The organism is Bordetella genomosp. 11, assembly GCF_002261215.1.
GTDB lineage: Bacteria > Pseudomonadota > Gammaproteobacteria > Burkholderiales > Burkholderiaceae_B > Bordetella_C.
Genome location: NZ_NEVS01000004.1, coordinates 3,391,738 through 3,416,411, shown reverse-complemented (window position 1 = coordinate 3,416,411; position 24,674 = coordinate 3,391,738). Strand labels below are relative to the sequence as shown.

Sequence of the window (24,674 nt, the reverse complement as noted above, 5' to 3'; positions counted from 1 at the left end):
GGTGGTTACCTCACGGTTTCGATGTCGGTCGTGTAGCTGACGACCTGAAAGCCAAGCGGGTTATCGCGCCCGACGCTTTCGGAGATGGGCGTGTTGACGTAGTGGTAAGCCAGCGTGGCGATGAACTGCTTCGATTTGGCCGGTGCGTTGTCGCCCTCGGTGATCTGCGTGAAGCGCACCGTAGCGCTCTGCTTCGGGCCGAGGGTGATTGAGCGAACGTGTATGACGACGCGGGTGTGGTTGCCGTAGACCTTGTCCAGGCTGTCGTCACCCTGGAATTTCTTGTAGTAGGCTTTCTGCACGCTCGGCGCGCTGAAGAGCCCGCAGCGGTCGTAGGTGTTCTGGATCGTGTACCAGTCGTAGCTTTCGCAGGCGAGTACGTACTGGTGGAGAAAATACCGATCCATGCGATCGCCGTAGTCCTCCTTGGCGTCTCCCAGGCGGGTGATGTGGTCGATTTGCCCTTTGGCGTTGTCGACACGCACCGCGTACAGGATCGGGGGCGTTTTGAGGGGGAAGATGGTGAGAAGCGCGCCGGCGGCAAGCGCGGCAATGATGAGGCCAGCGGTGGCGACGCGCCAGGCTGTGCGCCGGGACGAGAGCAGTTCGGTGAGCAGATCTCTTTCTGCGCCCCTGGAACGTTCCAGCTGGGCGTCGAGAGATAGGTTGGGATCGACTTCAGACATTCATGCCTCCACCAATCGCGAAGGGCGAAATGCCGAAACGTACGGACGACAAAAGGCGAGCCGCGACGAGCGCAGCCAGGATGGCGGCCTTCATGAGTTCTCCTGGAAAGACAGACAGCGCCGGCTGAATGGGCGCTATGGACGAAGGAGGGGAAACGCGGCGGGTGCCGTGCTAGGAGGGAGGGGAAACGAAACTCGTCGTGCCAGGGCGGCGAGTCATTCAGTGCTGCGGTGGACGATCCATGGGCGAGATCATCTATCGATGGTCAGCACGGCTAAAGCGAGGGCTTTCTATAAATCAAGAGCGTGGAGGAAATGCCTTCAATTTGGATAGCATTGCACCTTTGAATTTTGGATATCGCGATGCCAGCTAGAAAAAGGGTGATTTTCACAAATGGCGGCCATTGCATCCCATCGAGTGATCACTATTCAGTTCGCCGGACAAGATAGCGGGCACTGCTGCGAGCTAATATTTAGCGCCAGACAAGGCGTCGTCTGTCGCGCCCGACTGTTAAGCTCAACAACCCAAGGTGCCAGTTGTAGAGGAATTCATATGTATTCGTTAGATGATCTTGCTGCCGCCAAAGCGGAGCTCAAACGATGGGACGACGCGTATGCCAACGACAGCAGCAACAATCCCGACAAGTACGAGGCGCAGAGACGTGACGCGAGACGTGCAGTAAGGGAAATCAGCGCGCAACTGAAAAGCCTTGGTCTGATCGACATGAGTGATGCGGAGAAACTCACTAGCGAGTTAGACCGGCTTTATCCTAATGCGAAGTCAAAAACAAATGTTGTGCACAACGGTGTTAAATATCAGATTCGTTATTTTCCGGTTGAGAAAAGTCGCTCCGGGAAAACCGTAAAGGAGTGGGCACATGAATGGGTAGAGATATGTACATAGAACGCGGAATCGTGTGTCCGCGGAGCCTGCGACGCCAGCCCCATGAGGCAAAAGTTTTTTCCTAGAATTTATTGCTGCCGCGGGCGCTACCATGACTGTTCTGGTGGTCAAGATGCATTTGGGTTCGAGAGCGGTACGCCAAGCAAGCGATGCCTGTCAAAGGCTTACGATAGGCCAGAAATCCGCGTAGGGGCTTCAACTCAGCACGGACTGGGAGGTATGCGCAACTGATGTTCGGAGATCGCGATGGCCGTTAAACCTGCTACGAGACCATCTGCTGGACGCCGACGTTCTCTACGGCGATGAAACGACCGTGCAGGTGCTCAAGGAACCGGGGCGAGCGGCGCAGAGCAAAAGCTTCCTGTGGGCGCAGATGAACGGCGTCGGCCACCCATACGCCTGTTCACTTACAGCCCGACGCGCAACACCGCACAGGCTGCGACGCTGTACGCGGGCAGCCGACGCGATGCGGCCCTGATGACCGACGGCTATGCGCCGTATGACGCCGTTGCCGAGCGTTATGGCCTTGTGCATCTCGGCTGCTGGGCACACGCACGACGATACCTTATCGAGGCTCAGGAGGCATTGCCCAAGGCGCAGCGCCAGGACCATCCCGCGGCCGCGTGCATCGACAGGATCGGCAAGCTGTTTGCCGTCGAGCAACAGGCCAAGGACATGACGTCCGAGCAGCGCCAGCGGCTGCGCGCCGCGCAAAGTCGGCCAGTCCTGGCCGAGATCGAGTCGCTGCTGACGCAGCACCTGCACAGCGTGTTGCCGCAGAGCCTGTTCGGCAAGGCCTTGCACTACCTGCACGGGCAGTGGCCAAAGCTCATCCGCTACGTTGATAACGGCTCCTGGCCGATCTCGAACAATCCTTGCGAAAACGCGATCCGCCCGTTCGTTGTTGGCCGACGCGGCTGGCTGTTCTGCGACACCGTGGCCGGCGCCCACGCCTCGGCTAACCTGTACTCGCTCGTGGAAACCACAAAGGCCAACGGCATCGATCCTTACCAGTATCTCCGCGCCATGCTCAAAGCGCTGCCGTACGCGCACACCGCCAACGACTACGAGAAGCTGTTGCCCTGGAACTTGCCCGCCGCGGAAACGCCTGCCTAACACCGGCAGGCCATGCACGCCAGGACGTTGTTCACTGAGCGCTTATTGTTCGTCGTTAGAATTGGACAATGCGGCGGTAATCTAACGAAGATAGACGACTGACATGACCACCCAAGCCTTTGCGCGAGTCGCGCAAAGGCCAATTCGCGTAGGCCGTACTCACGCCCACGGACTTTCGTCAGCCAGCGCTGATCGTGCTTGTCGTGCCCAACCAGAATCCGTGCTGTCGCACTTCCCTGACAGCCAGCTGGCTGCCAGAACCAGTCATCCGTAGATACGAGGCTCGGGAGGTCACAAATGAGCGGAGGAGATGACCTTGAATTCACCGTACATTCTGATCTATTGGGTTTTTCATTCTGATTGGCGTCCTGCCAATCTTCGTTAGACGTCCAATGCAGCTCGGCTTCGGCATGTCGAAGAAAGGGGGTATTGATCCGGATGCTGCAGTCGTCAATAACATTCAAACAACGCCGGAGCGCGCTTGGCATCGGTCAATGCTCGACATCTCTCCCAGGGGGTGGTTTACCCTCATCTTCATCATCAGTGTTTTCGTAGTCCATTTTCCGCATTCTGGCTACCTCTTCCGCACGACGTTCTTCTGCGGCGATCATCAAATCGAGATTGGTCATTTCACGCTTAGCGAACGCACTGACTTCCTGTCGCGGATCTTCCAGCCATTTCGAAAGGGATTCTTTCCTAGCCCGCCAGGCATTTGCGATCCCTAGTTCCCCGTGGATGACCCCCGTGCTTTCAATGCAGGATCGGATACCATCCCGTCTTCTGTCGTCCTCGGAGAAACGGGAAACGATCTCCGTCAAGACCACATGGGTGAACGCCTCACCATGGTAGTTTCTGAGAATAGCGAGTGCAAAATCGGCCTCGGTTTCTCCGCCCTCCTTTACCAATTCGGCGAGTACGGCCATGAACGCATCTGTGTCACGCGGGAAGACCGCGCCTAACAGGCGCCCGCCCCGGTACTGGAACAACGTGGCATCGCGCGTAAACCATGCCATTCCTTTGGCCACGGCAAGCTTCGCGTCCTTGGACAATGCCTTCTGCAGGTCGTGCAGCCGGTATGGCACCGCTTCGAATTTGTCTTCATTTTCATCGGCCACCAGTTCTGCACGCGCGAGCCGATCGCCGAAATAGTCCCACATGGCCTCTGGATACCGCTCAGCCAAAGGACGCAGGATACGTTCCACGCGACGATCCACCTTGGGAAGGTACGCCAAGTTCTTCAATATCTGTCCGAGCCGCTCCGGTGACGCCTTCTGATAGAACGTTGCATCGAGCCCGGCCGCGAACCAAACGTCCGACACCCAGCTTACATCCTTACGTTCGGTCAGATACACCAATGCATCGTGAGTGACAGCGTCTGCATCGTCCAGCTTCTCGGTTCCATACGCTTCCATCGCGAACGACAGAAGTTTCGCAACGGCTACCGCATTATCGGTTTGCATCGCGCGATCCAATAGTCGTCGCGCGACAAGTGGCAGTCTGGCCTCGGAGTAGCGCAAGTGATGAACGACAGCCGCCAGGTTCCTCGCCGAATCAAGTTCGTCGGAAAGCACCCGCTCATAGATGTCCTGCCGACTGCTTGCCGCCAATCCGATCAGGAACGCGGCTAGGAACCCATGTAGATCGTCGCACGCCTTGGCAAGGAACCTCTCGGCAACCTCCGGCTTGCGCTTGGATAGCAAAACAATGAAATCTCCGAAAACTGCAAACATGGCGAGATCGCTCGACCTTGCCTGTGCGCAGCGCGTCGCCAACTCGAACCAATCTTTCTCGCTCTCCGTATCGATTGCGCTGACGTAACGATCCACCTCTTGCCGTCGATATGCGTCCGATTCCTTGTAGTCGAGGTTTCGGTCGGTCCAGTGGGCCGACAAGACGGATTCGTGCCCAACCAATACCTTGTATCGGACGAACAACTTGTCCGCATTGACCGCGTCGCGGAACCGGAAAACTACCCTGACGAGCGCCGCTGCTTCTGCCTGATGCACGGCCTTGCCGCGTTCGCTGTCGGCGAGACCACTGACCCGGTAGTAGTCATAGAGGTATTGATGTTCTAGATGCCGCAGCAGCTCGTAGCTGGTCTGCGGCGCCCGCTCGGTCATGAATTCGATGATGCGAGTGGCGTCCCTGAGTGTCGCCGTCAGAAGTTCGTCCGGGCTCGCGACCTGGCTTGGGACGCGGGTGGCATTATCGAGCGCAGACAGTACCCTGAGCCGCTGTGAGTCATCGGTCGACCGATCGTACGCGGCGAACAGCGCTACGATCGCCTTGTCCCGCACTTCCATCAGCTGATCTGACGCTGGTACAGCTCCAGAACGAAAGATCACGGAATCGCCTTTCCACGTATGTCCATTGATTGTCAGTTGCAGAGCCTCTGACCAGACTGCGAGTGCGATGGGGCGAATGCGGTCCACCTCCGCAGCATCCATGCCGTTCAAGCGATCCACCAGCGCCATCTGCAGCACTAGACCGACCTGCTGGTAGACGTCGATGTTATACCCCGCCAGGTGCTTGGAGACGTTCACGATCCGCTCTCTGACCCGTTCGTTTGGCTCGTCGCGATAGATATCAATCAGTAATTGCAGCGTGGTGACCGCATCTGCGTAGCGTAACTCCTCAATGATCTCCACCACCAGCTTCGTTATCGCTTCGGTATTAAATCCCTCCATGCTACCGAACGCCGTTTCGACCTGCACTTGTTCGGTCTCCCGCGAGGTCAGAACCGCCCTCAGCAAAGGCGCTTTGAGCCGGTCGTATGCGGCGGGAAGATCGTCGTAGTAAGGGATCGCATGATTCTGCAGGCTGGACAGGACTTCGTAGCGCTGGTTGTTGTTCTGCGCATTGTCCAGCAGGGTCACTACGTCATTGTCGAACAACTGCTTTCCGCGCAGAAGGCGTTCGTACTCCTGTTGCGCCTTCTGGATCTCGTATCCTGCCGGGATCAGATACTCGTCCATGATCCGTTCGAAACGGCGCGTGATGCCCTCCATAGCCCGTTTGCCATAGCCGTCGCTCAACTTGTTCTTGTAGACGATGTCATGCGAGGTTTCCGACCAAGCGTGATTTAGGATCGTCTGCACTTGTACTTCGCAACGTAGCCCGGAGAACCGGGCATATTCGGGTAAGCAAATTCGGTCTTCGCGTAGGCGCACGGTGTAGTGGATACCCCGATAGCGCGCATTCTCGTTTTCTGGGACTGGGTGATGAATCTTCGTCGCGCCTTCATCGATTTCGAAGTTCTCGGGGATCAGCCTCGAGTTCAGGAAGTTTTCAACATCATTATTGGTGTACAAAATAATGCGCACACCCGCTAGGTCCCGTCGGTCCTGCTCAAGCGTTTGCGACTCTAGCTTCCCGTCATCAGCCAACCGGTTACGTAGGCTTTCGATCGACTTGGCGCGATACTGTATCGACTGAGGATGTGGGACAGTTTCAGCGACGAGCAGGGCCTTCTTCACTATAAATTGCACCGTCTCGGCGAAAGATTCATAGAGGGCGAAATACTTGCCTGCGTATTCGTCGATGTTCATATGATTTCGATTCAAGCATCTATGTCGTCACGCGCCCGGGCAGCGCCCTGTCCAAGGGTACCGCCACACATGGATAGATCGGCTTATGGTCGAAAGCAGCTGCCTCTCAGGCTCGTCTTTTACGGGCGCGCCGACTAACGGGTAAGGTCAATTCTGGCGGCGCATGCTGAAATTCCTTCTTGGGAAGACCAGCTCGGCAACAAGCCCGTCCGGGCATCTCGCTATACGCCTCGCCCCAGGCGGGGCCGAAAAAGGACGATCGGCACATGATATTTATCCCGGGGCGGAAGCTAAATGAAACTTGGCGACTTAGGCCGCCGACAATTTATCGCAACAGAAACCATCGGGGGGCAATCTGCTTTGCACTGAAAGGCAGCTATGCGGATGGAACGAACCGCGCTGATGGAATCAAGCGAGGTCTGTTCTCATCGCTGTTTGCGGAAATGTTCGTCCAATAGTCCACGTTCTTCCGTTTCGGACCGCGCACCCATCTTCAATCCGAAGCCCAAGAGCTTCGAAGGGAAGACAACACATAGATACCACAGCGGACGCAACACCCACATCCAGGTTGCCCGCGCGAGACTCAACCATTGGAACGTGGATATGGGCGTTCGCGGACTCGTGGAGGAAAACGCTGTAGAAGATAAATAGTGCTCAACGGACTGATTCTGCGATCCGGATTTATTCGGCGTGGGGAAGGAAGCCATGAGAGTTCTACCTGAAGTCCGATGCCTGTATCGATGGTTCGCGCACTGCTAGCCTGGGTATGTTATCCGATTCGTCCAACAAAAGGTATAGGTACTCCCGTACCGGCGCCTCCCGTGAGTTGCCGAGTGATGACGGACACCTGGGAAAGCATGAATGCTGCGCCAGCGATGAATATTGTTATCGCAGTGAGCATGGAGAATATGTTTATCTCCGCTGTGTCAGTCGTTGCCAGGAGACCTTGTTGCAGCATCGCGAACATGCTCATGATGAGGCTAAATATCACCATGAATAGGGCTGAATAGAGCGCGAAGTAAAGCGCTTGGCTCAGCCATTTTTTGAAGAACTCTTTCGTGAAGTCGAAGAGCAGCGCCAGAATGCAGAGAGGGCCAACCACTACGAGTAGACCCATCCCGGCCTTGACTGAGACCAGCACGATTATCCCGACGGCGCTTAGGAGTGCCGAAATTACGGTAATGACGACCGAAACAAGAACGAAAGCAAAGGCTTTTGCCGCATCGCTAAAGAATGAAGGAGCACGATCATTTATCTTTGTGCTGATTTCAGCGCCGTTGTTCGCCGCGTCGTCCAGTAATTGCGATGGCGTAGACGGTTCGCTGGTGAAAACACTGGTCATCGCCGAGGGCAGGTCCAGCATGGTGCTGACGATCCGCGTCTGATACAGCCCACCCGCTCCGGCAATCGACACGATGACCGCAATTTCGACGACTTTCCGAAGCGCCGTCATCGCAGGGATGGGAATGGCCCCGGTTGCGATCAACCATCCATACCAGACTAAGCTGATAGATAAGCAGACCGTTACGAAGGGCAATAGCGCGGCCGTTACGGAGCTGACCATGGGGGTGACCACCTGTTCCAGCATGGACGTCACCGAAGCATCCATCCAGCGCGCGATACTGCCCAGGCTTGTGAGTTGAACCGCGCCGATTGCCATTACTGCGCTCCAGGCAGCGGCGCACGGATCGCGTCGATACTGAAGGACTGCGCGGCGAGTTTCTGCTCCTGCTGCTCCATCAGTGCTTTCTCCGCCTGCAGCTGTCGGTTCAACTGGTCCGCGCGCATCTGGTCGGCCTGGATGTTGGCCTGGGCCACAAGCAGCCGAGCCTGCAGATCCGAGATCGCCTTCGGATCGGTGGCCAGGTTGATCTGCCCCTGCAGGTCATCGAGTTGCTGCAGGCGAGCAGTCGTGCCGGATTGTGCCGATTCCAGCAGCGCCTTGGTACGCACCGCCAGATTCTCGGCGCGCTGCGCGATCGCCTTGCTGTCGACGGTATAGTTTCCGGTGAGTTGCTCCTCGCTCGTGATGCGCTTGGTCGAGTATTCCAGGGACCCGAGACTGCTGTCACCGCTGCGGAGGATAGACTGAACGTCGCTGGGAAGCGCATTGCGGATGGACGGGTCGTTTAGGATCTCTCCGAGATTACGGGTGCCGGTGATCGCAGCAAAGCGCTTCTGGGCGTTTTCGAGTTGGTCCTTGAGGACCGCGATCTGCTCGGTGTACTTCGCGATGTCCTCCAGGTGATTCACCATGTTCTGGGCAAGGTTGGCGGCGTCGACCGTCGGAATCCCGGTGGCATGGACGGGCAAGGCGGCATTGGCCAGGAAAATCACCATCATGGCTTGGGCGCAGCGCGCGCGCCAGGCCGTGAGGCGCTTGCGTTGGTAGATCAGGGTGGCTTGCATTTCACGTTCTCCCCGCCTCTTTGGCGCGTTGAAGATATAGGGGTAGCCATTGGCCTGGGTCGGAACCACGCTCGGCCACAGCGGCTTCGGCCAGGGCCGCCATGTCGGTCGATCCGGAGAAGACCAGCAGCGCCTCCGGGCAGAGGCTCAGATCCAGTTCCGCGGTGACGGTCGATTCGCCTTGCTTGACGACGAATTGCCGCGAGAACTCGCCCAGTTCGCACACCATCTTGAATTCGGCCGTGGTGAGCTTGAACCCGTCGATGTATTCCTCGGCCGTACCCTTTGGGTTGGCCAGGTACAGCGCGGTCGCCGATTGCTGGATGAGCGACCGTCCCACCGGATTGGCGAGGATCGCGTCGGGCTCCTGCGTGGCGAAGATGAATACGCCGTTGTCCTTGCGAATCGTGCGGCTCTCGTTCTGCATCATTTCCTGGAAGAACGGCACTTTCAGCGGATGCTGGACCTCGTCGAAGCAATAGACGAAGCGCCGGCCGTCAATCATCTGCCGAGTCCGGTACAGCAGGTACGTGAGCGCGGCATCCCGAATCGCGCCTTGCTCCAGGAACTCCGTCAGGTCAAAGCCGAACAGGTCTGCATCGGACAGGTCCAGCTCGTCGCGCGCGTTATCGAAGACCCAGCCGTTCTCATGTCCCTGGCACCATCGTTCCAGCTTGTCCCGCAGACTGAGCTTGCCGTCACTGCTGGGCGCGGCGGGCAGGAACTGCAACAGCGTGGTCAGACGCCGATCCTTGAGGTCAATGAAGTCCACAAGCTTTTGCACGGCGCCGGCGATTTCCCGTTGCTCGGTGAGGGTCGCGGCCTGTTCCCCCTCGGCTGCGAGCTGCACGGTGAGCTTGCGCATGAAGGCGACGTTCCTGGGCGTGGGCGTCAACTGCAGGTAGTTCCAGCCGGTCGGCTGCCCCAGCTGCAGCGGAAAGTACTTGCCCCCCATCGCCATGATGGCGACCTGCAGCCCGCGATCCTTGTCGAACACGGCGCCCGTGTAGCCGAACTTGCGTGCCTGGGTGAGCAGATGACCCAGGAGGACCGTCTTACCCGTGCCCGATTGTCCGATGACGGACGTATTGCCCAGGCGCCGTTTACCCGTTTCATCCGCGTCGGCGAGCGATGCGTGGAAGTTCAGGTAATAGGGCGTGCCGCCGGCGGTCTTGAGCATTGTGACAGCAGGCCCCCAGGGGTTGCCGCTGGGCTTACCGAACAAATAATTGTGCAGCGATGAGAACGACAGGAAGTTCTGCGAGGTGATCGTGGCCGGCCTGGGGCGCCACCGCCAATTCGCGGGCAACTGCGCGTAGAACGCCGCGATGAGCGCCCGATCCACCAGGCGCCCGATGATTTCGCGGTCGGCGAGCGTGCTGATTACGTCGGCGGCGTTGCGCAGTGTCTCTTCACCGTCCTCTCCATATACGGCCAGCGTGGCGTGATGATCTCCCATTACGAAGGCGCCTGCGCGCAGTTGATCGCGCGCCTTCTTCAGATCCGCGATTTGGGATTCAGAATAATCCTTGGAATCCTCCAACCATTTGATCTGCCGGGTCAAGGCGGCCAGGCCGTCGGAAAGTGACAAGGTCCCGAAGGACTGGGTGAGCACGAACTCGAAGGGCAGCTTCATCAGCCGGTTCAGATGCCCCGGCTTCGTGGCGTTGCAGTACTCGCGGATCTCGACCATGCAGAAGCGCCGTGACCAGTTCGTACCCCGTACTTCCGCCTGGTCGCCCGGGGAGGCGAAGAACGGACGTGCGGCCGGCAGATAGCGGGATAGCTTTGCCTCTAGGGCGGGGACCGGCTCGGTCTTGCCGTTGAGGAGAAAGCCAAAGAATTCCGCTGGCTCGGAGAAGCGGCCCGTGTAGCGTGTGGCGTCTGTCGGCTGGTCTGGGTCCGTCGTGTCACGCTCGACAATGGAAAGCAAATCGGGACCGTAGCGACGCAGAGCGCTTGCGAGTTTCCGATTGACGTCGTCCAACTGTTCGATGGCCTGCGACTGCCAGGCGTGTACGTCCCTGGCCGTGCGTTTCTCAAAACGCGAGAGCATACGCAGCGCAGGGTCGACGTTCGCGCGAACGATCACCGTCAGGTACAGATCGTTGACCATTGGCGGCTTGCCGACGAAGGTGCGCCGATATGCGGCATCGTGCGATTCGGAGAACGCGTCGGGATAGGCGCTTTCCGGGTACTCCTGCACGCGCCGGCGTACCAGATGCGTCCACATGCCGAATCCGGCCGGAAAGCCTTTGATGATGTTGTTCAGTTCATCGAGCCAGGTACACAGCTCGTCGTCCGGGTAGCCTTCGAAGGTCCGTCCGCCAATTCGCCATACGGACAGGTACTCCCAATTCGCAGTAACGATGATCGTCGGCGTGACATGGCGCGAATACGGTACGAGCTTACCCATGTCGCGTTCATGCCTGGGTGGCGGGGGGGAGGTAGTTGGCTTCATCGGTACCTTTGGGACGCCCACCGCGCCCAGGGGCGTCGCGGGCTATAGGCAAGAGGTGAGTAGGAAACCGCGCCCCAATACCGCCTGTTCGGTGCCAGGGCCTTGGTCTTGAGCCACAGTTCCCAGGTCCAGAAGGCGCGATCGTCCTGCCGGCTGATGACCGCCATGACGGGGTAGAGGATGGGGAACAGCAGCCAGCCGTAGAGGGTGAACATGGCCACGATGACGACCAGCATGACCAGGCCGACGAAGGCGCGTGTCGGCACCCCGCCCTTGATGGTGGCGACCCGGGTCGCACCCTTGAAAAGCGGGTAATGGTTGGCCGGGACAGAGGACGCGGCGACGAGCGGCTGCGGCTCCTGGCGATTCTGGCTTGCCGGACGTTTCATCCGAACACCACCTTGATGATGCCGCCGGCGACGGCGCCCGCGAAGATCACGCCGCCCACCCACTGGTACATGGTGTCTTTGCGGATGATGTCCATCGAATAGAGCAGGCCGACGATTCCGCCGGCGGACAGGCAGATGACGGGGATGATGATCCAGAGCCAGTCGTTGATGTTCTGCGCGTCGCTGGTCGCTTTCTCCAGGCCCTGGGCCATTGCAGGAGAGGGGGCGCCGAGTAGCGCCGCGACGGCGAGGGCGGCGGTCAGAACAAGCAGGAGGGTGGAGGAACGCATGAGAAAGGACTCCATGACGGAAAGCCGCCTGATGGTGGATCGGCGGCGGGATGAGAGGAACGTGGTGCGGAGCCGGCTATCGCCGGCGGGTGTGCAGAAGCGGATCCGCGTGTGGTGTTTAGCGGCTAAACACTTGCCCGGCAGAATCTGGGGCCTGCGACCGCCCCGCGGGGACAGGCCTGCCAAAAACGCGCGACGCAGGTTTCCCGAAAGCATCCTGCCGAGGCGCTTCGAAGGCGTCGGCGCGCGGCGAGGCGAATGCCCCGGGCTGCGCGGCCGGCGCCGTCTCGTCGTCTTTGGCGTCGGTCTCGGCGGCGGGAGCAGGAACTGGCATAGGGACGGGCACCCTGGCGATGGGCGGCACGGGGAGTCCCGCGCCGGCAATAACCTGGCTGACATAACCGTTGGAGAACCCATCGGTCAGGTTGCCCGTGTTGTAGCAGCTGAAAGCCGCGTACAGCGCCCGCTGGCCAGGGCCGTACTGTTTGGCGGCGCGCTGGTAGCAATCGACGAGAACCCGCTGAGCAGCGGCCAGATTCGTGCACGGGTCGAAGATGGATTCGGGGGTGACGCCCAGCCACTTCCAGTTGCGCACGTTGATCTGTCCGTAACCGACGTCGAAGTTGACGCCCTGGCGCATCAGGTCCCGGACCATGTTGACCGCTTCCTGACGGGATTTCGGTCGGATGCTCCGATGCGGCGAGGCGTTCACGCCGATCACCAGCGGATCGAACCCGGATTCGTGCCGGACCACGGCGCTCAACGTCGAGATGTGGACGGCCGGCGCGCAGGCGCGGGCGAGCGTGGGGAAGTCCATCACGTCAATTCCCGCCGGACGAGCTTTCTTGCTGCGCTTGTCGGTCGGCCAGCGCCTGCTCGTACTTGGCAAGTTCGCTGTCGTAGTCCTTGGCTTCTACCCAGTAGCCGCCGTCCTCGGGCGTGCCGACGTAGCGCGGCAGCGTATCGCCGAGATCGGTGTAGGCGTTGCCGACATAAAGCCGGCAGTAGCTCGGCATTTGATCAGAAATGTACGTCGGCCCGGACCCATAGTCGCCGCCGTGACCGGTACTGACAGCGAGAGTGGAGTTCAGGTACTTGGCATCACAGCGGCCCGCGCCGTTCGAGATTGCCTGGACCAGGTCGCTCATTTCCTTCGAGTCGTTCGATGCCGGACATTGCTTCAGAAAATCCCGGCGCGCGTCCAAAGTGTCGGAAAGCTTCTTCTTGTTGATTCCGAAGTAGCGGGACAGCGCTGGATCACACTCGTCGGGCCGTTTGCCGCTGGAAAGGCAGAGCAGCGCCTCGCAAGCCAGACGGGTATCGCCGGTCAGGAGATCGACGTCCATGTTGGGCGTCTGCGCCAGAGCGGGATATAGACCCGGCACGACGGTGAGAATGAAGAATGCCATAAGGTGTTGCAGAAAGGCTCGCATGGCCGGATTCCTGGTTTACTGGCAGATGTCATAGCTGTTGGCACGACCGTCCGTTTCCGCGACGACCGTGCAGTCGGTCACGGAGGTAATGCGAACGACGTGGGTGCCTGGCACGCAGAAGTCGTTATCGCCCCCCGTGGAGCTGTCGCAGTTGCCGGAGATTTCGGCCGTCTGGCCGTTGTTGCCGAGCAGGCAATGGCCCGGCGTTCCTTTGTCGATCGAGGCGCCGGGCGACAGAAGCTGTCCCATCCAGATCTGGTTGCCGCCGCCGTCCCCGCCACCTTCCGTGGTGCCGGACGCATAGACGCAGTTCAGGGTGGCAGTCGGGCGATATAGCGTCACGCCAAACAGGGTCCCCTGTGTTACCTGCATCTGTTGGAGGATATTGCCCGTGAGATTGGAGGCGGTGCCCCGGTCGCCATTCTCTCTGCCGCGCACGCTGGCGATGACCGTGTCCACGACGCCGGCGGCACGCGGCCGGGAGCAACTGCTTTGCCAGGCGCCCCAGGCGTCGTACGCCACGTCATTGGCGTTGGCCTGCAGGACGTAGGCTGTGCGGTATCGCGTGGTGCTGCCGATGTAGCCCGCGGGGCAGGATCCGGCCTCCGACTGGACGACGGCGCGCCGACATCCGCCGTAGACGGTGTGCCAGGAATAGCCGGAAACGCAGCCCCCGGGGGGAAGCGGGGCGCCCTGGTTGACCTGGATCGCCATGTGCGTGAGGTCGGTCTTCAGTTGCACGTCGGCCTGGTTGCCCGTGGGTGCATCGGCCGCATACGTTGGGATTGATGTAAGGAGCATGGCCAAGGCGAGCAGCAGCGTGCCGCAGCGCCGCAAGGCGTTGAGCTTCATGATGGTTCTCCAAACGGGGAGGTGTGCGCCGGGAGGCAGCACGCAGGGGAGGGGGGGATTGCGACCGCTAGCTCTTGCAGCCCTGGATGACGGCGGCGCGGGCGTTCAGGTCACCGGGCGTGATGACCACGCGGTCGGCCGTCACGGCGACACTTTGGGCGACGTGCACGAAGCTGGAGCCGGCATTCTGGAAGCTGCCCGCGAATGATCCGCTGACCGACACGGAACCCGCGGCATTGACGAAGCCGGAGCCCTGGATGGTGCCGCCGACCGTGCCGGCGACATTCACGTCGGCGCCCGTAACCTTCACGTCCGCGGCCTGCAGCGAGACGTAGCGCCAGGCTGTCAGTCCTGGCGGACAGACGAGCGGCGTGACCGCGGCATTGTTCGGCAGGTTCGCAAAGACTCCTGTGACGGTGTGGTCCGTGGCCGAGAACCAGGTCTTGTTCACGCAGACCGCGAGCAGCTTGTCGGCCGTCGATGCATACAGGCCTTCGGGTTCGCATGCCGCGCCAGGCACCACGGCGGTGTTCAGCAGCAGCCCCTGGTTGCTCTGGATCGTCCCGTCCACGGTCAGGGTGTTGTGCAGCGCCACCGGCCGCGTGTCTCCGTGACGCACGAACTGGTTAAAAGGCGTGGCGTCCAGGCCTGCGGCAAGCACCGCGTGGCCGGGCTCGGTGCCGAAGTCGAACCAGGTCTTCGGTACGTTCAAGAGCGGCCCCTTGACGCTGGTGCCGCCCGGCACGTCGTAGCCGCCGTATCCTGCCGAGGCGAGCAGCACCTGGCCGAGCAGACTCGGCGAGAATTTGCTTCGCCTGCCGGCCGGCGCCGTGCAGGTTTCATTCTGGCGCAGGCTGCGCTGGTCACTGACTGGCTGGCAGGTATAGACGTAGGCGCTCGTCTCGCACGTGTCGCCCGGGCAAGTCCCCTGACGTACCAGGACAAACCGCACCAGGTCGCCCAGCACGGGGTAGCGCTGGACGCTGTCGGGCAGCAGATCCAGCTTCACGAGATCCGCCACGCCGCCACGCGCGACCTGCGCGCCGGCCACGCCCACCCAGCCGAGGTCGGGCGGCGTGGGATAGGTTCCGGCCGGCGCACCGCTCGTGTCGACATTGTTCAGCCACGCCTCGTACTTGACTTGCAGGTCCACGACGGCGCCCCGGATCTGCATAAGGTAGCGGCCGGTGTTATCGGCCGCGGCATCATCCAGGCGTCGCTTGATCTGACCCGCGGCAATGATAGACGCCAGCGTGGTCAGCAGGATGGCGATGACGACGGTCATGAGCGCGAACCCGCGCTGGCCTGCAGGTCTGCGCCCACGCGGAGGAGGATAAGGGGACGGCATATAAGGGGAGGGCATGAGTGCCGGCATTCCTTTGGCTCCCCGGCAGGCGGGGACCTTGATGGGCAAGACGCCCGGCTTACCGCGTGGCGAAGACGAAGGTATTGGAATCCCCGTTGGTGCAGAGATTCTGCGCGGTGACCGGGTTGTAGGTGCCGGACGCGTTGTTGTCCCCGAGTTCTTTCACGGTGGTGCCGTTCACGCTCATTGTTTCCGATACGGCGTTCAGCGTGGAGGCCAGGACGGGGCAGGCCTTGATGTTCACGTTGGTGAGCGTGAGCGAAAAGGCGCTGCCCATCGCGCCGCCGCCCAGGGCCGCCGGCGCCAGGGTGATCGTCCCGTCGGTGCCCACGCCGCTGCCGCCCAGGCGGTGGGCGACCGTGGTGTCGGTAACCTTGAAGACCGACGAATCCCGAAGCGCGGGAACCAGGTTCTGCTCGTTGCTGACGGCGGCGTAGGGCGTGACGGAATCGCCTTCGCCGAGCACCCGGGTGCGGGACATGAAGCGCTGCAGCTCGTCGGCCACGGCCGGCACGCGCATTTCGATCAGCATGCCTTTGATGGCTGGAAGGCCGATGACAGCCGCGATGATGATGATGACCAGGACGAGCGCGACTTCGCCCAGGGACAGAAAGCCGAGTTGATGGTACTTCGAGGGGCGGGCGAGGGTTCGCCCGTGGAGATTCTTGGACTGCGTGGGCCTCATGTAAGGGCTCCCATCCTGTGAATGCATGTCGATGAAAAGACCCCGCCGCAGCGGGGTCCGAGGGAAGGCAGCAACCCGGGCTCGCGCCTAGAAGGCGCTGAGCATGGTGGCGTTGCGCAGGTCGAAGATCACGGCGTAGTGCAGGGCCATGATGCCGAAGAGGGCGAAGACCGAGCCGAGCAGCAGGATCCAGCGCAGGGCGACGGCCCGCGATTCGACTCGCTTGAGCATGGTGGTTTCCAACCGAGCTCGCGTCTTCTGCAGGGCCGCGTCCAGGCCAATGGCGCGCGTGAGATCTTCCAGGTACCAGTAGATTTCCTGGTCGATCAGGCCGACATCGAAAACCGTGGCGCCGGAACGTGAATCCTCCAGCCGCAGCAGCATGTCCTGCAGGCGATGGCCGAGCCAGCGTGTCGCGCCGGCGCGTTGGGACTGCAGCGCATCCCGAAGGGGTACGGCCACGCCGGATCTGCGCTTGACTGCCGTGGCGGCGGTGCTGACGACCGCGATCGCCTGGATGTCCCGGTAGAGCCGGTATGGCCCCCAGCGGTCGAGCCAGCGGCGCACCCGGCCGTCGAAGTGCGGAAAGGACAGGGCGAAGAGGACGGTCATGGCAATCGTCGTGAACCAGACCGTGACCGAGTTGGCCGCGATCCAGGCCGCGCAGCCGAAGAAGAGCCGGCTGAACGGACCGTAGAGACTGGTCGGGATCGCCGGAAAAGCCGCGAGCAGTTCCGGTGCGGTGTAGTACGGAACCACCACCATGACCACAAGCCAGAGAAGCACGGTGGCGAGCAGGGCGACAAGCAGGGTCGATTTCAGGATCGAGCGCAGTTTTTCGGTGAGCAGGACCAGCTTGGCCAGGTCGCGCAGGCCTTCGGCGAATATTGCATGACCTTTTTCCTGCATGCCCGCGATCTCATTGACCTCGCGGCGCGGGAGCGTGCCGGCGAAGGTCAGGCCAAGATTGCCGCTTTCGTCGATCCGGTGCGCCCAGTACGCCGACAGGATGCCCCGGGCCGTCCGTACACCATAGCGTGCCGCATCGGCCGCGAAGATGTCCTTCACTGTGCGCTTTCCCTCACTGTCCTCGATCATGTCGGCGAGGTACTCGTACCAGTCGGCGCGCCGCGCGGCGAAGCGCCGGGCCGCGATGCCTTCCTTGGTGAGTGGGAAGGGGATTTTCATTCGCTGCGGTCCTTGCCGTCCAGGGACGAGAACGTCACGAAATGCGGCTCGATGTCCCGGGGATCGATCATGCCCAGGCTCATCTTGTAGACCGCGCATTCCATGGCGTTCTTGCCGGTCATGTCCGGATCGTCGAAGGGCGTCGTGCGGGCCGCCCGGTAGATCTCGTGCAGTCTCAGTTCATTGCCCGCCTTGATGGCCAGGAGCGCTTCCATGTCCATGCCGGGCTCGAAGATCTCGGCCGCCACGGTTCGGCCGGCGTAGCCGAAGAGTTCTGGCAACCCCTTGCGCCGGCAATGTTCGCAGCCCTGCGGGTTGCGGATCCGGATCCGGTCCTGGCCGATGCCGTACAACCGCTCGATGCGATCCAGATAGGCCTTCCACCATTCGCCGCTGCGCGGGATACCGATGCTGTCGGGCGCACCCTCCAGGAGCGCGGCCGACGGCAGCGCGCACGTGCACAGGACGGGGATCAGGGTCTGATAGCACAGGAGCTTCAGCATCCCGGGCGAGCCCAGCACATCCCAGGGGATGCCGATCTGTACCGAAGCGAGACGGTGCGGAATCGACATGACACTGCCCACGTGTACGGTGGTGTAGCCGTTGCTGCCCGACTGGATGATGTCCTGGAACGCCAGGCCGCTCAGCTTGTCGCGGATTTCCCCCAGGAGCACGTCGCTTGCCGAGGATCGTTTCAGCGCCATGAGCTTGGCCTGGAACGCGGCGTTGTCCGATCCGTCCAGGCTCCGGGAGATACTCGCCTGCAGCGCGTTGGGGATCCGGAGTTCAACGGGATCCTCAATGGACATGATCTTGCGGGTCTCGGGTAGCCCGCAAATGAGTTGCCCGAGCGTGGTGGTCTTGCCCGAGCCGGGCACGCCGCCCATGACGACGCCACCTCCCTTGCTCTGCATGGCGCGCTCGAGCTGCTCGATGTGGCTCGGCAGATAACCCAGGCGCCGCAGGTCGACGGACTCGACCTTCGCCGACAGGTCCAGGATGCGCAGCGTGATCGAGGGCCCCGTGTCGGCTACGAACGAGCCCCACCGGAGCATGTAGCTATGGTCGTCCACGACCTCGTAGAGCCTGCCTTGCTGCTCCTGCGCAACATCGAATACCACGCCATTGCCGCCATGCACGTCCTGCCAGGCGACGCTCACCATCTCGATCATGCGCTTGGTCGGCATGGACAGGTTCGGCGGCGTCACATACTGGCCGTCGATGGTGGCGCTCACCTTGGAAATCGCGCTGTTGCTGTCGATGTGCAGGTGTAGGTCGCCCGCCTGGTGGCGTACCGCCCAGGCGACCAGGTCGTGAAAGCCCGTGCGCACCGCCGAGCGGCCGCCGGATGTGCTGTTGTACGCAACCAGATCCTTGCCGTCCATGCGCTCGCGCACCAGGGTAAGCAGCACGACCGGGTCGACGGTGTAAACGGCAATGGGATGGCCCGCCTTGTTTGCCTGCTGAGCGCGGGCCAGGACGGCGCGGAAGATGTCGGTGTCCAGGTGACCGCGTTTGGCGAGAACGGCATAGTGCTGTTCCTCGAGCTCGGCGACGCAGGCGGTGACTGCCGCATCGGGGCCGGACCAGTCCACCTTCAGGGTGCGAAACCGAGGGGTGATGCCCGCGATGTCGGCCATGGAGCCCAGATCGCCGGCCGGCTCGTCCACGGGTCGCTCCTCGTCCTGGTCGGCGGTGCGGGCAGCGCTCTCGGCCAGGAACGTGCTGGTGTGATCGCCCTGGCCCCGATCGAAGACGGTCGGGAAGTATTTTCGTAGGAAGGATTTCACTTGTTCACTCCATTCACGCAGATCGCCAGGGAGCGGTCATGCGCGTCCAGGAAATAGGCACACGGCGAGGCGATGCGCAACAGCCGCAGTCCGGGATCACGGCCAGCGACCGGCGCCGCGGTCCCGCTGCGGTAGATCACCTCACGGCCGTTGCTTTCCACGATGGCCGAGAGATGGGCGCCCACGCCGGCGATGCCCATCAAACGAGGGATCGGCGCCTCCTTGGGCGCGGGCGGGGATGCCTTCTTGACCGGCGTCGTGGATGGCGGCGCTCCATGCGCGGGGATATTGGCTGTCCGGAGGGCGTCCTGGCGTATTCGCCGCTCGGCATCCAGTGCACGCTGTGCGTCGACCTCCAGCAACTCTCGGACGAGGCGGCTTTCGGGCGCGGCCGGCGGCGCCGGCGGCACGTCCAGATTCGACGCATGCGCGTAGCCGGCGCACAGGAGCGGCAGAACGAGGAGCGGCAGAACGAGCGCGGCGGGGCGCAGCAATGCACTGCGACCCGCACCCCGCAGCCTATCGGGCTTGGACATAGAGGGTTCCTTTCAGGGTGACCGCGAGCTCGCTGGTGGTGAGCCGCGGCTGTGCATCGGGCTGGTGCCGGACCTGCACCTGGACCAGGGCCGTGGTGGGCGGCAAGGCCAGGCCGTACAGGGACCGCAGCGGCGCATTGATGACCAGGCTGCGCATCGCGGGAAGCGCGATCGAGGCCGGCCGCTCGACGGGTTGCTCCAGGCCGTTGGGCAGTTTGATGTTCGGGGGGCGCACGCCGACGACCGTTGGGGCCGTCAGCGAGAAGTCCTGCAGGGCCGGGCGCAGGGCCTGCCAACTCGGTACCCAGGTCTTTTCCAGATCGCGTTCGCTCGGAAGCGCACCTAGGTCCAGGGTCGTCGGCTGTTTTTCCGGGCTCGCCGGGAGCTTCCACTGGACGATCGCCGTATCGAGGTCGTGCAGGGTGAACTTCCAGTCTATCGGCAGCGCTGCCTTCAGGGTGTTGCTGTCCGCGAGCCGCGTTCGCCGGTAGACGGTCGAGCAGGCGCCTGCATCGGGACGGCAGTCCACTTCGACCAGCATCCAGCGGCCAGGGTTGAGCGGGACCTGCGCGATGCGTTGCAGGATCTGGTCCAATCCGGGTTCGCCATCGATACGCACGGTGTGCGACCAGTTGGCGAGCGCCTGATGCCAAACCGCCTTGGCATCCACCGCGTTCTGCAGGGCCTGCAGCCTGTCCCGCGCGCGCGCCTGGCGCGCTTGCCACCACGACGATCCCGCGTCCCACGCGAGATACGTCAGGAGCAAGCCGAGCACCGCCCACCAGAGTGGGGGCACCATCGAAAGCCGAAAAGCGGCACGGCGCAATGATGACTGCTGATTGGTTTGCGTCGACAGTTGGCTCAGCGAAAACGACTGCGTCCCGTCGGTGTCCGTGCCGTGCACGACCACGTCGCCATACCGCTCGATCAGGCTGTCGAGCTTCTCACGGGCCGACTGCGCATCGTCGAGCAGCATGTCGCCGCCCGCCTGGACCACGCCGTCGACGACAACCGCGATCCAGACTTCGCCCGAGGCCAGGGGCGCATAGGCGATCTGCGTGCCGTGCCGCTGGAGCTGCGCGAAGGCGGCCGCCGCCGAATACAGCCGGGACCGCGCCTTGGCGCGGCGCTCGCGGCCGCTGGCTACCAGCAGGCCGACCGCGGGGCTGCGAGGACCGCTCTGGGTGAAATGCGTGGCCCTGGCCTGTCGTGCTGCGCGCATCGCGGCAACCGTCAGATCCTGGCCCAGGACCGTCTGCCAGGTCATGCCGAGTACGAGCGCATTCGGGGTGCCAGGTATCGGGACGATCCGGTAGTTCTGTCGCTGCGCCACGGTCAGAATCCTTCTTCCGGTATGGCACTGACGGCCAGCACCGTGAGCAGATCCTTCTTCTCGATCGAGTCCGAGCCACCCAGGGCGATGGGCGCCCGGTCATCCAGGCGCCGCCGGGTCGAATTGCCGGCCGACTGCGCGTACCCGCCGATCACCACCGGTTGCCCGGGCTGAAGTTCGACTTCCTGGACCACGCCCTGGCCGCCGATATCGGTCTGCTGGATGAACGAGGGGTTATCGGGCGACCCGAATTCCTGCTTCTGCAGGCCGCCGATCAAGCGCGTGTCGTTATAGGAAATCGTCAGCAACACCCGCCCGTCGTCCTGCGCATCGGGGACAACGGTGAGGAACGTGCCGACCGTCTTCTCGTCCTGCGTCACGGTGACGGTCGGCGCCGAGGTGTCCGACGTGCTTTGCGTCTGCTGCAGGTCCTTGACGTAAGAGAACGTCTCGCTGGTCGCGTACGTGGCAGGCCGGCGATTGCGCGCCAGGATCGGGATGGTCGTGTGCCGCACGACCGTGCCGATCTGCGAGAGCGCGCTCATCAGCAGGCCAGTGCCGGCAAAGGGGCCGCTGCCCACCGTGGCGCCGACACTGCCCGCAGCCTTGGAGCTGTCCAACTGGGTGGCGACGCCGGTCGCGGTTGCCGCATTGGCGCGGCCCAGGCTGTTGTAGATCAGGTGCCAGTCGATGCCGGCCTGGGAGACGTGGTCGCGCTGTACTGTGATTTCCTCGAAAACAAGCCGCACGCGTCGCGACATGATGCGGTTTTCCTGGTCGAGGAAGGCGGCGACGTGGTCCAGCGCATCCTTGGTGTCGGTGACGACGATGCTGCTGGCCGCGCCATCGCCGGCCTTGACGACGCCGGAACGGGTCAGGAACTGGCTGATCTTGGCCAGGACGCCATCGATTGGCTTTTCCTTGCCGTCGGCGGAGAACTTGGAACGGCTTTGGGTCGCGAACTGGCCGCTCGAGCTATTGGACGACCCCGAGCCCGTGAGTCCGAGTTCCAGGCTGGACTCAGAGGTCAGCCCCAGGGCGCGAACGTAGAACGTGCGGGTCTGGGTCCGGTAGAAGCGGATCGCGCCGACCTTGTCGTCGTAACGCCAGTAGATGCCCAGCCGCAAGGCGATCGCGTCCAGGATCGAGGCGAGCGGGGCCTGGCCGGGCGGCAGCGGTTCCATCTTGACCCGCGCGGCGCCGGCCGGCAGCGTCGGCCCGGAAACGCGGCTGCTTGCGGGCGTTGGCACGAGAGCGGGCACCAGCACGTCGGCCGACGTGGGCTCGGCCGAGACGGTGGAACTCAGCGGCTGCTGACCGCCCAGGCGCGGCAGGAAGTCGTCACGCGGCAGCAGTGCGTCCGGCGCGACCTGGGTGAGAATGCCGGTCGCGGCCTGGATCCGTTCGGCCAGCGTGGTGAGACCGACCGCGCCGCCCTCGAAAAGGAGCGTGGTATTGACGTGCGCGCGTAGCGCGGGCGGCAGCGTGACGTCACGCGCCAGGGGTTGTGGACGCCCCGCGATCCAGGGCAGGCCAACCACCTGACCCTTGGCCCGGTCCGTGTCCTGCGCCTGATCCTTGAAATCCTCGACGGAGTGGCGACCCTCGCCGCCTTGGGTGTCGGCGAAGTGGGTAATGTCCTCGGTGGAGCGGAGCGCCGAACATCCTGCCAGCGCGGTGAGCGCGAGGATGCCGGCGACAAGTCGTAGGGCTGTCATGAAGTGTCCTATGTGGGCCGCGCCCTATGGGCGGGCCCTCGGCGCCGTGGTGCGGTCGCAGGTTTGGTTAAACGGGATGATCCGAAGCACCTTGTTGGCGTAGAAGCACGGCCGCACAGGGGAATCCGTAAGCGCGATGGAGTTGGTCAGCGCCTGGGTGGCCTCCTCGAAGGAGGCGGCAGGGAAATCCGCCGACGCCTCGATCGGCAGGTCGAAAGCCACTTCCCACTGGTCGGGGCCGAAGGTCCAGTTGGCGTCCTTCGCCCATCGACCCAGGGCCTGCCTGACGGTTTTGTCCTGGGGGCCGAGGTGCCAGATCCGTTTGACGACAATCGGAGCGGCCGTGATCTTGATGGGCTCTGCCGCGACGATGTCGGCACCTGTTTTGGGTGTCGGTGCGGCTGCCACTGGCACGGCAGCGGCCGGGGCCTCGGGTTTTTGCTTCCCGGTTTTACCGGTAGGCGTGGTTGCGATCACGGCCGGTTTGGCGGACGTGGCCGCAGCCAACGGTGGTGTCGCGCTGTGGACGGCTGCAGGCGGGCTTGCATCGGCGGTCTTCACCTCCTGTTGCGGCTTCGACGCAGGCGCCGCCTCTGTCTTTGTCGGCGCGATGGGGATCGGGATGGCCAGAGGATTTGCCGACTGGGCAGGTTGCCCTTTGGCCCCAGGCTCGTCCGGCTTGTTCACCGGTGCTGAGGCGGGAATCGCTGATTTCGGCGCGGGCGGTTGAGGCTCCGATGGTGACTCGCCGTTTGCGATGGCAACGTGCTGCGGGGGAGTCGGCGCCGGCGGCGTTGCTTCGTTGCGATCGTACTGGCGTGGATCCCCATGATTGACCGCGACGCGCGGAGTGTCGGCGGGCATGGGGGGCTTGGGCGGTACAAATCCGCAGGCCGAAAGCAGGCAGGCCGCCGACAGGCCGGCAGCCAGGGAAAGGACTTTCATGAAATCTCCGGGTAAATGCGGACGGCCTGTGGCCGGTCAATCCGTGGCGGGAGGGGGCCGTTCAGGCGTCCAGGGCGCGTGGCCGAGGCGATCAAGTTCCTGATGGACGGCGCGCAGTTCGGCCGGGGCGGCTTGCTTGCGGGCAAGCAGCAGGAGTTCCAGCAGCAGCGGTGTCGGTGCTGCGCCTCCTGATTCAGATTCGTCTCGATCCAAAAGCGCCAAGCGCAGTTGCGAGACGTGATCTTCGACCTGGTCGTCGATTTCCAGGCGGGCGCGAAGGTAACCGGACAGTGTCATGCCACGTTCTGCAGCTGCGGCCTCGTAGCGCTTCCTTGCGGCGTCTGACAGCCGAAAGCTAATGGGCCGCTCAAGGAGCCGCATGAAGCCTGCCCTCTTCGACGAGGATCTCTCCCAAGGCTTCCGCGAAGGCTCGCCGGAATGTCTGCAACCGGGCGTGTCGTTCGACACCGCTGTCATTTGCCTTTTCTTGGCAGTGTTCACGGAACTTGAGGTCTCGGAATTCCATCGCACTGAGATCCGTGTCGGCCTGGAACCAGCCTCGAGCGGCTTGGCGAGCGGCTCGGGCTGTGGAGGGGAATACGAGAGGCGCGCTGGTGCAGCGCACCGCCGAATTCGGGGCTTTGCGCATATGCATAGATTCTCGGCTTGGATGGGCAACGGCTCGCAGCGAAGTTCGTCCTCGGCCCATTTAATGGCGCGAAGTGCAGGCTGATGCCACTTCTACAGCGTCGTGAGAGTCGGCGTTGCGCGAGGCGTTACGGTGATGTGGGTGGGGGAGTGACGCGTCTGGCTGTTTTACGCTGGGGGCATGCTATTTGGCTGGTCGCGTTGGAAACAGTGTAAGTACCAGCGCGCGGCTACCATCATGCATGACATGCGGATAGCCGGACCAGGTAGACCAAATCTTGACCAAAGACGATGAAACGAGGTGAAAAATGAGCAAAATCGCCGCAGGTTTGGAATGTGGTTAAACCTGCAAGTCGCTGATATTGCGGCGATTTCGC

21 protein-coding genes and 1 pseudogene are annotated in these 24,674 nt (G+C 62.3%); 3 read left to right on the top strand and 19 right to left on the bottom strand.

Going from position 1 to position 24,674, the window contains the following annotated elements; translation table 11 throughout:
* Positions 1–5: 5 nt before the first annotated feature.
* A complete protein-coding gene (locus CAL28_RS22995; RefSeq protein WP_094843493.1) occupies positions 6–686 on the bottom strand; it encodes a virB8 family protein in 681 nt (226 codons plus the stop codon).
* Positions 687–1,239: 553 nt separating this feature from the next.
* On the opposite strand from CAL28_RS22995, the gene CAL28_RS29590 reads away from it, so the two are divergent.
* On the top strand, positions 1,240–1,590 hold the full coding sequence (locus CAL28_RS29590; protein ID WP_141218235.1) for a hypothetical protein: 351 nt from the start codon (positions 1,240–1,242) through the stop codon (positions 1,588–1,590).
* Between the two features lie 253 nt (positions 1,591–1,843).
* Positions 1,844–2,706 (top strand): annotated as a pseudogene (gene tnpC / locus CAL28_RS22990) (IS66 family transposase); the annotation flags it as partial.
* 491 nt (positions 2,707–3,197) lie between these two features.
* Here the strand turns inward: tnpC and CAL28_RS22985 are convergent.
* The 18 genes from CAL28_RS22985 to CAL28_RS22900 all read right to left on the bottom strand — a co-directional run bounded on the left by CAL28_RS22985 (position 3,198) and on the right by CAL28_RS22900 (position 23,946).
* A complete protein-coding gene (locus CAL28_RS22985) occupies positions 3,198–6,254 on the bottom strand; it encodes a RelA/SpoT domain-containing protein (protein WP_094843492.1) in 3,057 nt (1,018 codons plus the stop codon).
* A gap of 769 nt (positions 6,255–7,023) precedes the next feature.
* On the bottom strand, positions 7,024–7,914 hold the full coding sequence (locus tag CAL28_RS22980; protein WP_094843491.1) for a type IV secretion system protein: 891 nt from the start codon (positions 7,912–7,914) through the stop codon (positions 7,024–7,026).
* Positions 7,914–8,663 carry a type IV secretion system protein gene (locus CAL28_RS22975; protein ID WP_094843490.1) on the bottom strand — a complete coding sequence of 250 codons (750 nt, stop codon included), beginning with the start codon at positions 8,661–8,663 and terminating at the stop codon, positions 7,914–7,916. Before CAL28_RS22975 ends, CAL28_RS22980 begins: the two co-directional genes overlap by 1 nt.
* 1 nt (position 8,664) lies before the next feature.
* Complete coding sequence (locus CAL28_RS22970) at positions 8,665–11,079, bottom strand: VirB4 family type IV secretion/conjugal transfer ATPase (protein ID WP_094843489.1); 2,415 nt, start codon at positions 11,077–11,079, stop codon at positions 8,665–8,667.
* Between the two features lie 41 nt (positions 11,080–11,120).
* Entirely contained in the window at positions 11,121–11,513 is a 393-nt protein-coding gene (locus CAL28_RS22965; protein WP_094843488.1) for a type IV secretion system protein VirB3, read from the bottom strand.
* Positions 11,510–11,803, bottom strand: coding sequence for a TrbC/VirB2 family protein (locus CAL28_RS22960; protein ID WP_094843487.1), 294 nt, complete (start codon positions 11,801–11,803; stop codon positions 11,510–11,512). Before CAL28_RS22960 ends, CAL28_RS22965 begins: the two co-directional genes overlap by 4 nt.
* A 118-nt stretch (positions 11,804–11,921) precedes the next feature.
* The gene (locus CAL28_RS22955) at positions 11,922–12,620 is read right to left on the bottom strand and encodes a lytic transglycosylase domain-containing protein (protein ID WP_094843486.1); all 699 of its coding nucleotides are present in this window, start codon (positions 12,618–12,620) and stop codon (positions 11,922–11,924) included.
* 4 nt (positions 12,621–12,624) lie between these two features.
* Positions 12,625–13,236 carry a TrbM/KikA/MpfK family conjugal transfer protein gene (locus tag CAL28_RS22950; protein ID WP_254926205.1) on the bottom strand — a complete coding sequence of 204 codons (612 nt, stop codon included), beginning with the start codon at positions 13,234–13,236 and terminating at the stop codon, positions 12,625–12,627.
* A 15-nt stretch (positions 13,237–13,251) separates the two neighbouring features.
* Positions 13,252–14,088, bottom strand: coding sequence for a hypothetical protein (locus CAL28_RS22945; protein WP_094843484.1), 837 nt, complete (start codon positions 14,086–14,088; stop codon positions 13,252–13,254).
* 67 nt (positions 14,089–14,155) lie between these two features.
* Positions 14,156–15,373, bottom strand: a complete 1,218-nt coding sequence (locus tag CAL28_RS22940) for a hypothetical protein (protein WP_094843483.1) — start codon at positions 15,371–15,373, stop codon at positions 14,156–14,158.
* Between the two features lie 139 nt (positions 15,374–15,512).
* A complete protein-coding gene (locus CAL28_RS22935; RefSeq protein ID WP_176464081.1) occupies positions 15,513–16,139 on the bottom strand; it encodes a type 4 pilus major pilin in 627 nt (208 codons plus the stop codon).
* An 87-nt stretch (positions 16,140–16,226) separates the two neighbouring features.
* Positions 16,227–17,327: a hypothetical protein gene (locus CAL28_RS22930; protein WP_094843481.1), complete on the bottom strand. Its 1,101-nt coding sequence runs from the start codon at positions 17,325–17,327 to the stop codon at positions 16,227–16,229.
* The gene (locus CAL28_RS22925; RefSeq protein ID WP_094843480.1) at positions 17,324–19,117 is read right to left on the bottom strand and encodes an ATPase, T2SS/T4P/T4SS family; all 1,794 of its coding nucleotides are present in this window, start codon (positions 19,115–19,117) and stop codon (positions 17,324–17,326) included. Before CAL28_RS22925 ends, CAL28_RS22930 begins: the two co-directional genes overlap by 4 nt.
* The gene (locus CAL28_RS22920; protein WP_094843479.1) at positions 19,114–19,653 is read right to left on the bottom strand and encodes a hypothetical protein; all 540 of its coding nucleotides are present in this window, start codon (positions 19,651–19,653) and stop codon (positions 19,114–19,116) included. The genes CAL28_RS22925 and CAL28_RS22920 overlap by 4 nt, the downstream gene beginning before the upstream one ends.
* The gene (locus CAL28_RS22915; RefSeq protein ID WP_094843478.1) at positions 19,637–20,986 is read right to left on the bottom strand and encodes a hypothetical protein; all 1,350 of its coding nucleotides are present in this window, start codon (positions 20,984–20,986) and stop codon (positions 19,637–19,639) included. The genes CAL28_RS22920 and CAL28_RS22915 overlap by 17 nt, the downstream gene beginning before the upstream one ends.
* Positions 20,987–20,988: 2 nt before the next feature.
* Positions 20,989–22,704: a type II secretion system protein GspD gene (locus tag CAL28_RS22910; RefSeq protein ID WP_094843477.1), complete on the bottom strand. Its 1,716-nt coding sequence runs from the start codon at positions 22,702–22,704 to the stop codon at positions 20,989–20,991.
* A 24-nt stretch (positions 22,705–22,728) separates the two neighbouring features.
* Complete coding sequence (locus CAL28_RS22905) at positions 22,729–23,649, bottom strand: toxin co-regulated pilus biosynthesis Q family protein (RefSeq protein ID WP_094843476.1); 921 nt, start codon at positions 23,647–23,649, stop codon at positions 22,729–22,731.
* A 36-nt stretch (positions 23,650–23,685) separates the two neighbouring features.
* Positions 23,686–23,946 carry a hypothetical protein gene (locus CAL28_RS22900; RefSeq protein ID WP_094843475.1) on the bottom strand — a complete coding sequence of 87 codons (261 nt, stop codon included), beginning with the start codon at positions 23,944–23,946 and terminating at the stop codon, positions 23,686–23,688.
* Between the two features lie 82 nt (positions 23,947–24,028).
* Between CAL28_RS22900 and CAL28_RS22895 the strand changes: the two genes are divergently transcribed.
* Positions 24,029–24,382, top strand: coding sequence for a hypothetical protein (locus CAL28_RS22895; protein WP_094843474.1), 354 nt, complete (start codon positions 24,029–24,031; stop codon positions 24,380–24,382).
* The last annotated feature ends 292 nt before the right edge of the window (positions 24,383–24,674 follow it).

Coding starts and splice junctions, on each gene's coding strand:
- CAL28_RS22995 (WP_094843493.1), bottom strand. CDS start 686: ATGTCTGAAGTCGATCCCAACCTATCTCTCGACGCCCAGCTGGAACGT.
- CAL28_RS29590 (WP_141218235.1), top strand. CDS start 1,240: ATGTATTCGTTAGATGATCTTGCTGCCGCCAAAGCGGAGCTCAAACGA.
- CAL28_RS22985 (WP_094843492.1), bottom strand. CDS start 6,254: ATGAACATCGACGAATACGCAGGCAAGTATTTCGCCCTCTATGAATCT.
- CAL28_RS22980 (WP_094843491.1), bottom strand. CDS start 7,914: ATGGCAATCGGCGCGGTTCAACTCACAAGCCTGGGCAGTATCGCGCGC.
- CAL28_RS22975 (WP_094843490.1), bottom strand. CDS start 8,663: ATGCAAGCCACCCTGATCTACCAACGCAAGCGCCTCACGGCCTGGCGC.
- CAL28_RS22970 (WP_094843489.1), bottom strand. CDS start 11,079: ATGGGTAAGCTCGTACCGTATTCGCGCCATGTCACGCCGACGATCATC.
- CAL28_RS22965 (WP_094843488.1), bottom strand. CDS start 11,513: ATGAAACGTCCGGCAAGCCAGAATCGCCAGGAGCCGCAGCCGCTCGTC.
- CAL28_RS22960 (WP_094843487.1), bottom strand. CDS start 11,803: ATGCGTTCCTCCACCCTCCTGCTTGTTCTGACCGCCGCCCTCGCCGTC.
- CAL28_RS22955 (WP_094843486.1), bottom strand. CDS start 12,620: ATGGACTTCCCCACGCTCGCCCGCGCCTGCGCGCCGGCCGTCCACATC.
- CAL28_RS22950 (WP_254926205.1), bottom strand. CDS start 13,236: ATGCGAGCCTTTCTGCAACACCTTATGGCATTCTTCATTCTCACCGTC.
- CAL28_RS22945 (WP_094843484.1), bottom strand. CDS start 14,088: ATGAAGCTCAACGCCTTGCGGCGCTGCGGCACGCTGCTGCTCGCCTTG.
- CAL28_RS22940 (WP_094843483.1), bottom strand. CDS start 15,373: ATGACCGTCGTCATCGCCATCCTGCTGACCACGCTGGCGTCTATCATT.
- CAL28_RS22935 (WP_176464081.1), bottom strand. CDS start 16,139: ATGAGGCCCACGCAGTCCAAGAATCTCCACGGGCGAACCCTCGCCCGC.
- CAL28_RS22930 (WP_094843481.1), bottom strand. CDS start 17,327: ATGAAAATCCCCTTCCCACTCACCAAGGAAGGCATCGCGGCCCGGCGC.
- CAL28_RS22920 (WP_094843479.1), bottom strand. CDS start 19,653: ATGTCCAAGCCCGATAGGCTGCGGGGTGCGGGTCGCAGTGCATTGCTG.
- CAL28_RS22910 (WP_094843477.1), bottom strand. CDS start 22,704: ATGACAGCCCTACGACTTGTCGCCGGCATCCTCGCGCTCACCGCGCTG.
- CAL28_RS22905 (WP_094843476.1), bottom strand. CDS start 23,649: ATGAAAGTCCTTTCCCTGGCTGCCGGCCTGTCGGCGGCCTGCCTGCTT.
- CAL28_RS22900 (WP_094843475.1), bottom strand. CDS start 23,946: ATGACACTGTCCGGTTACCTTCGCGCCCGCCTGGAAATCGACGACCAG.
- CAL28_RS22895 (WP_094843474.1), top strand. CDS start 24,029: ATGAAGCCTGCCCTCTTCGACGAGGATCTCTCCCAAGGCTTCCGCGAA.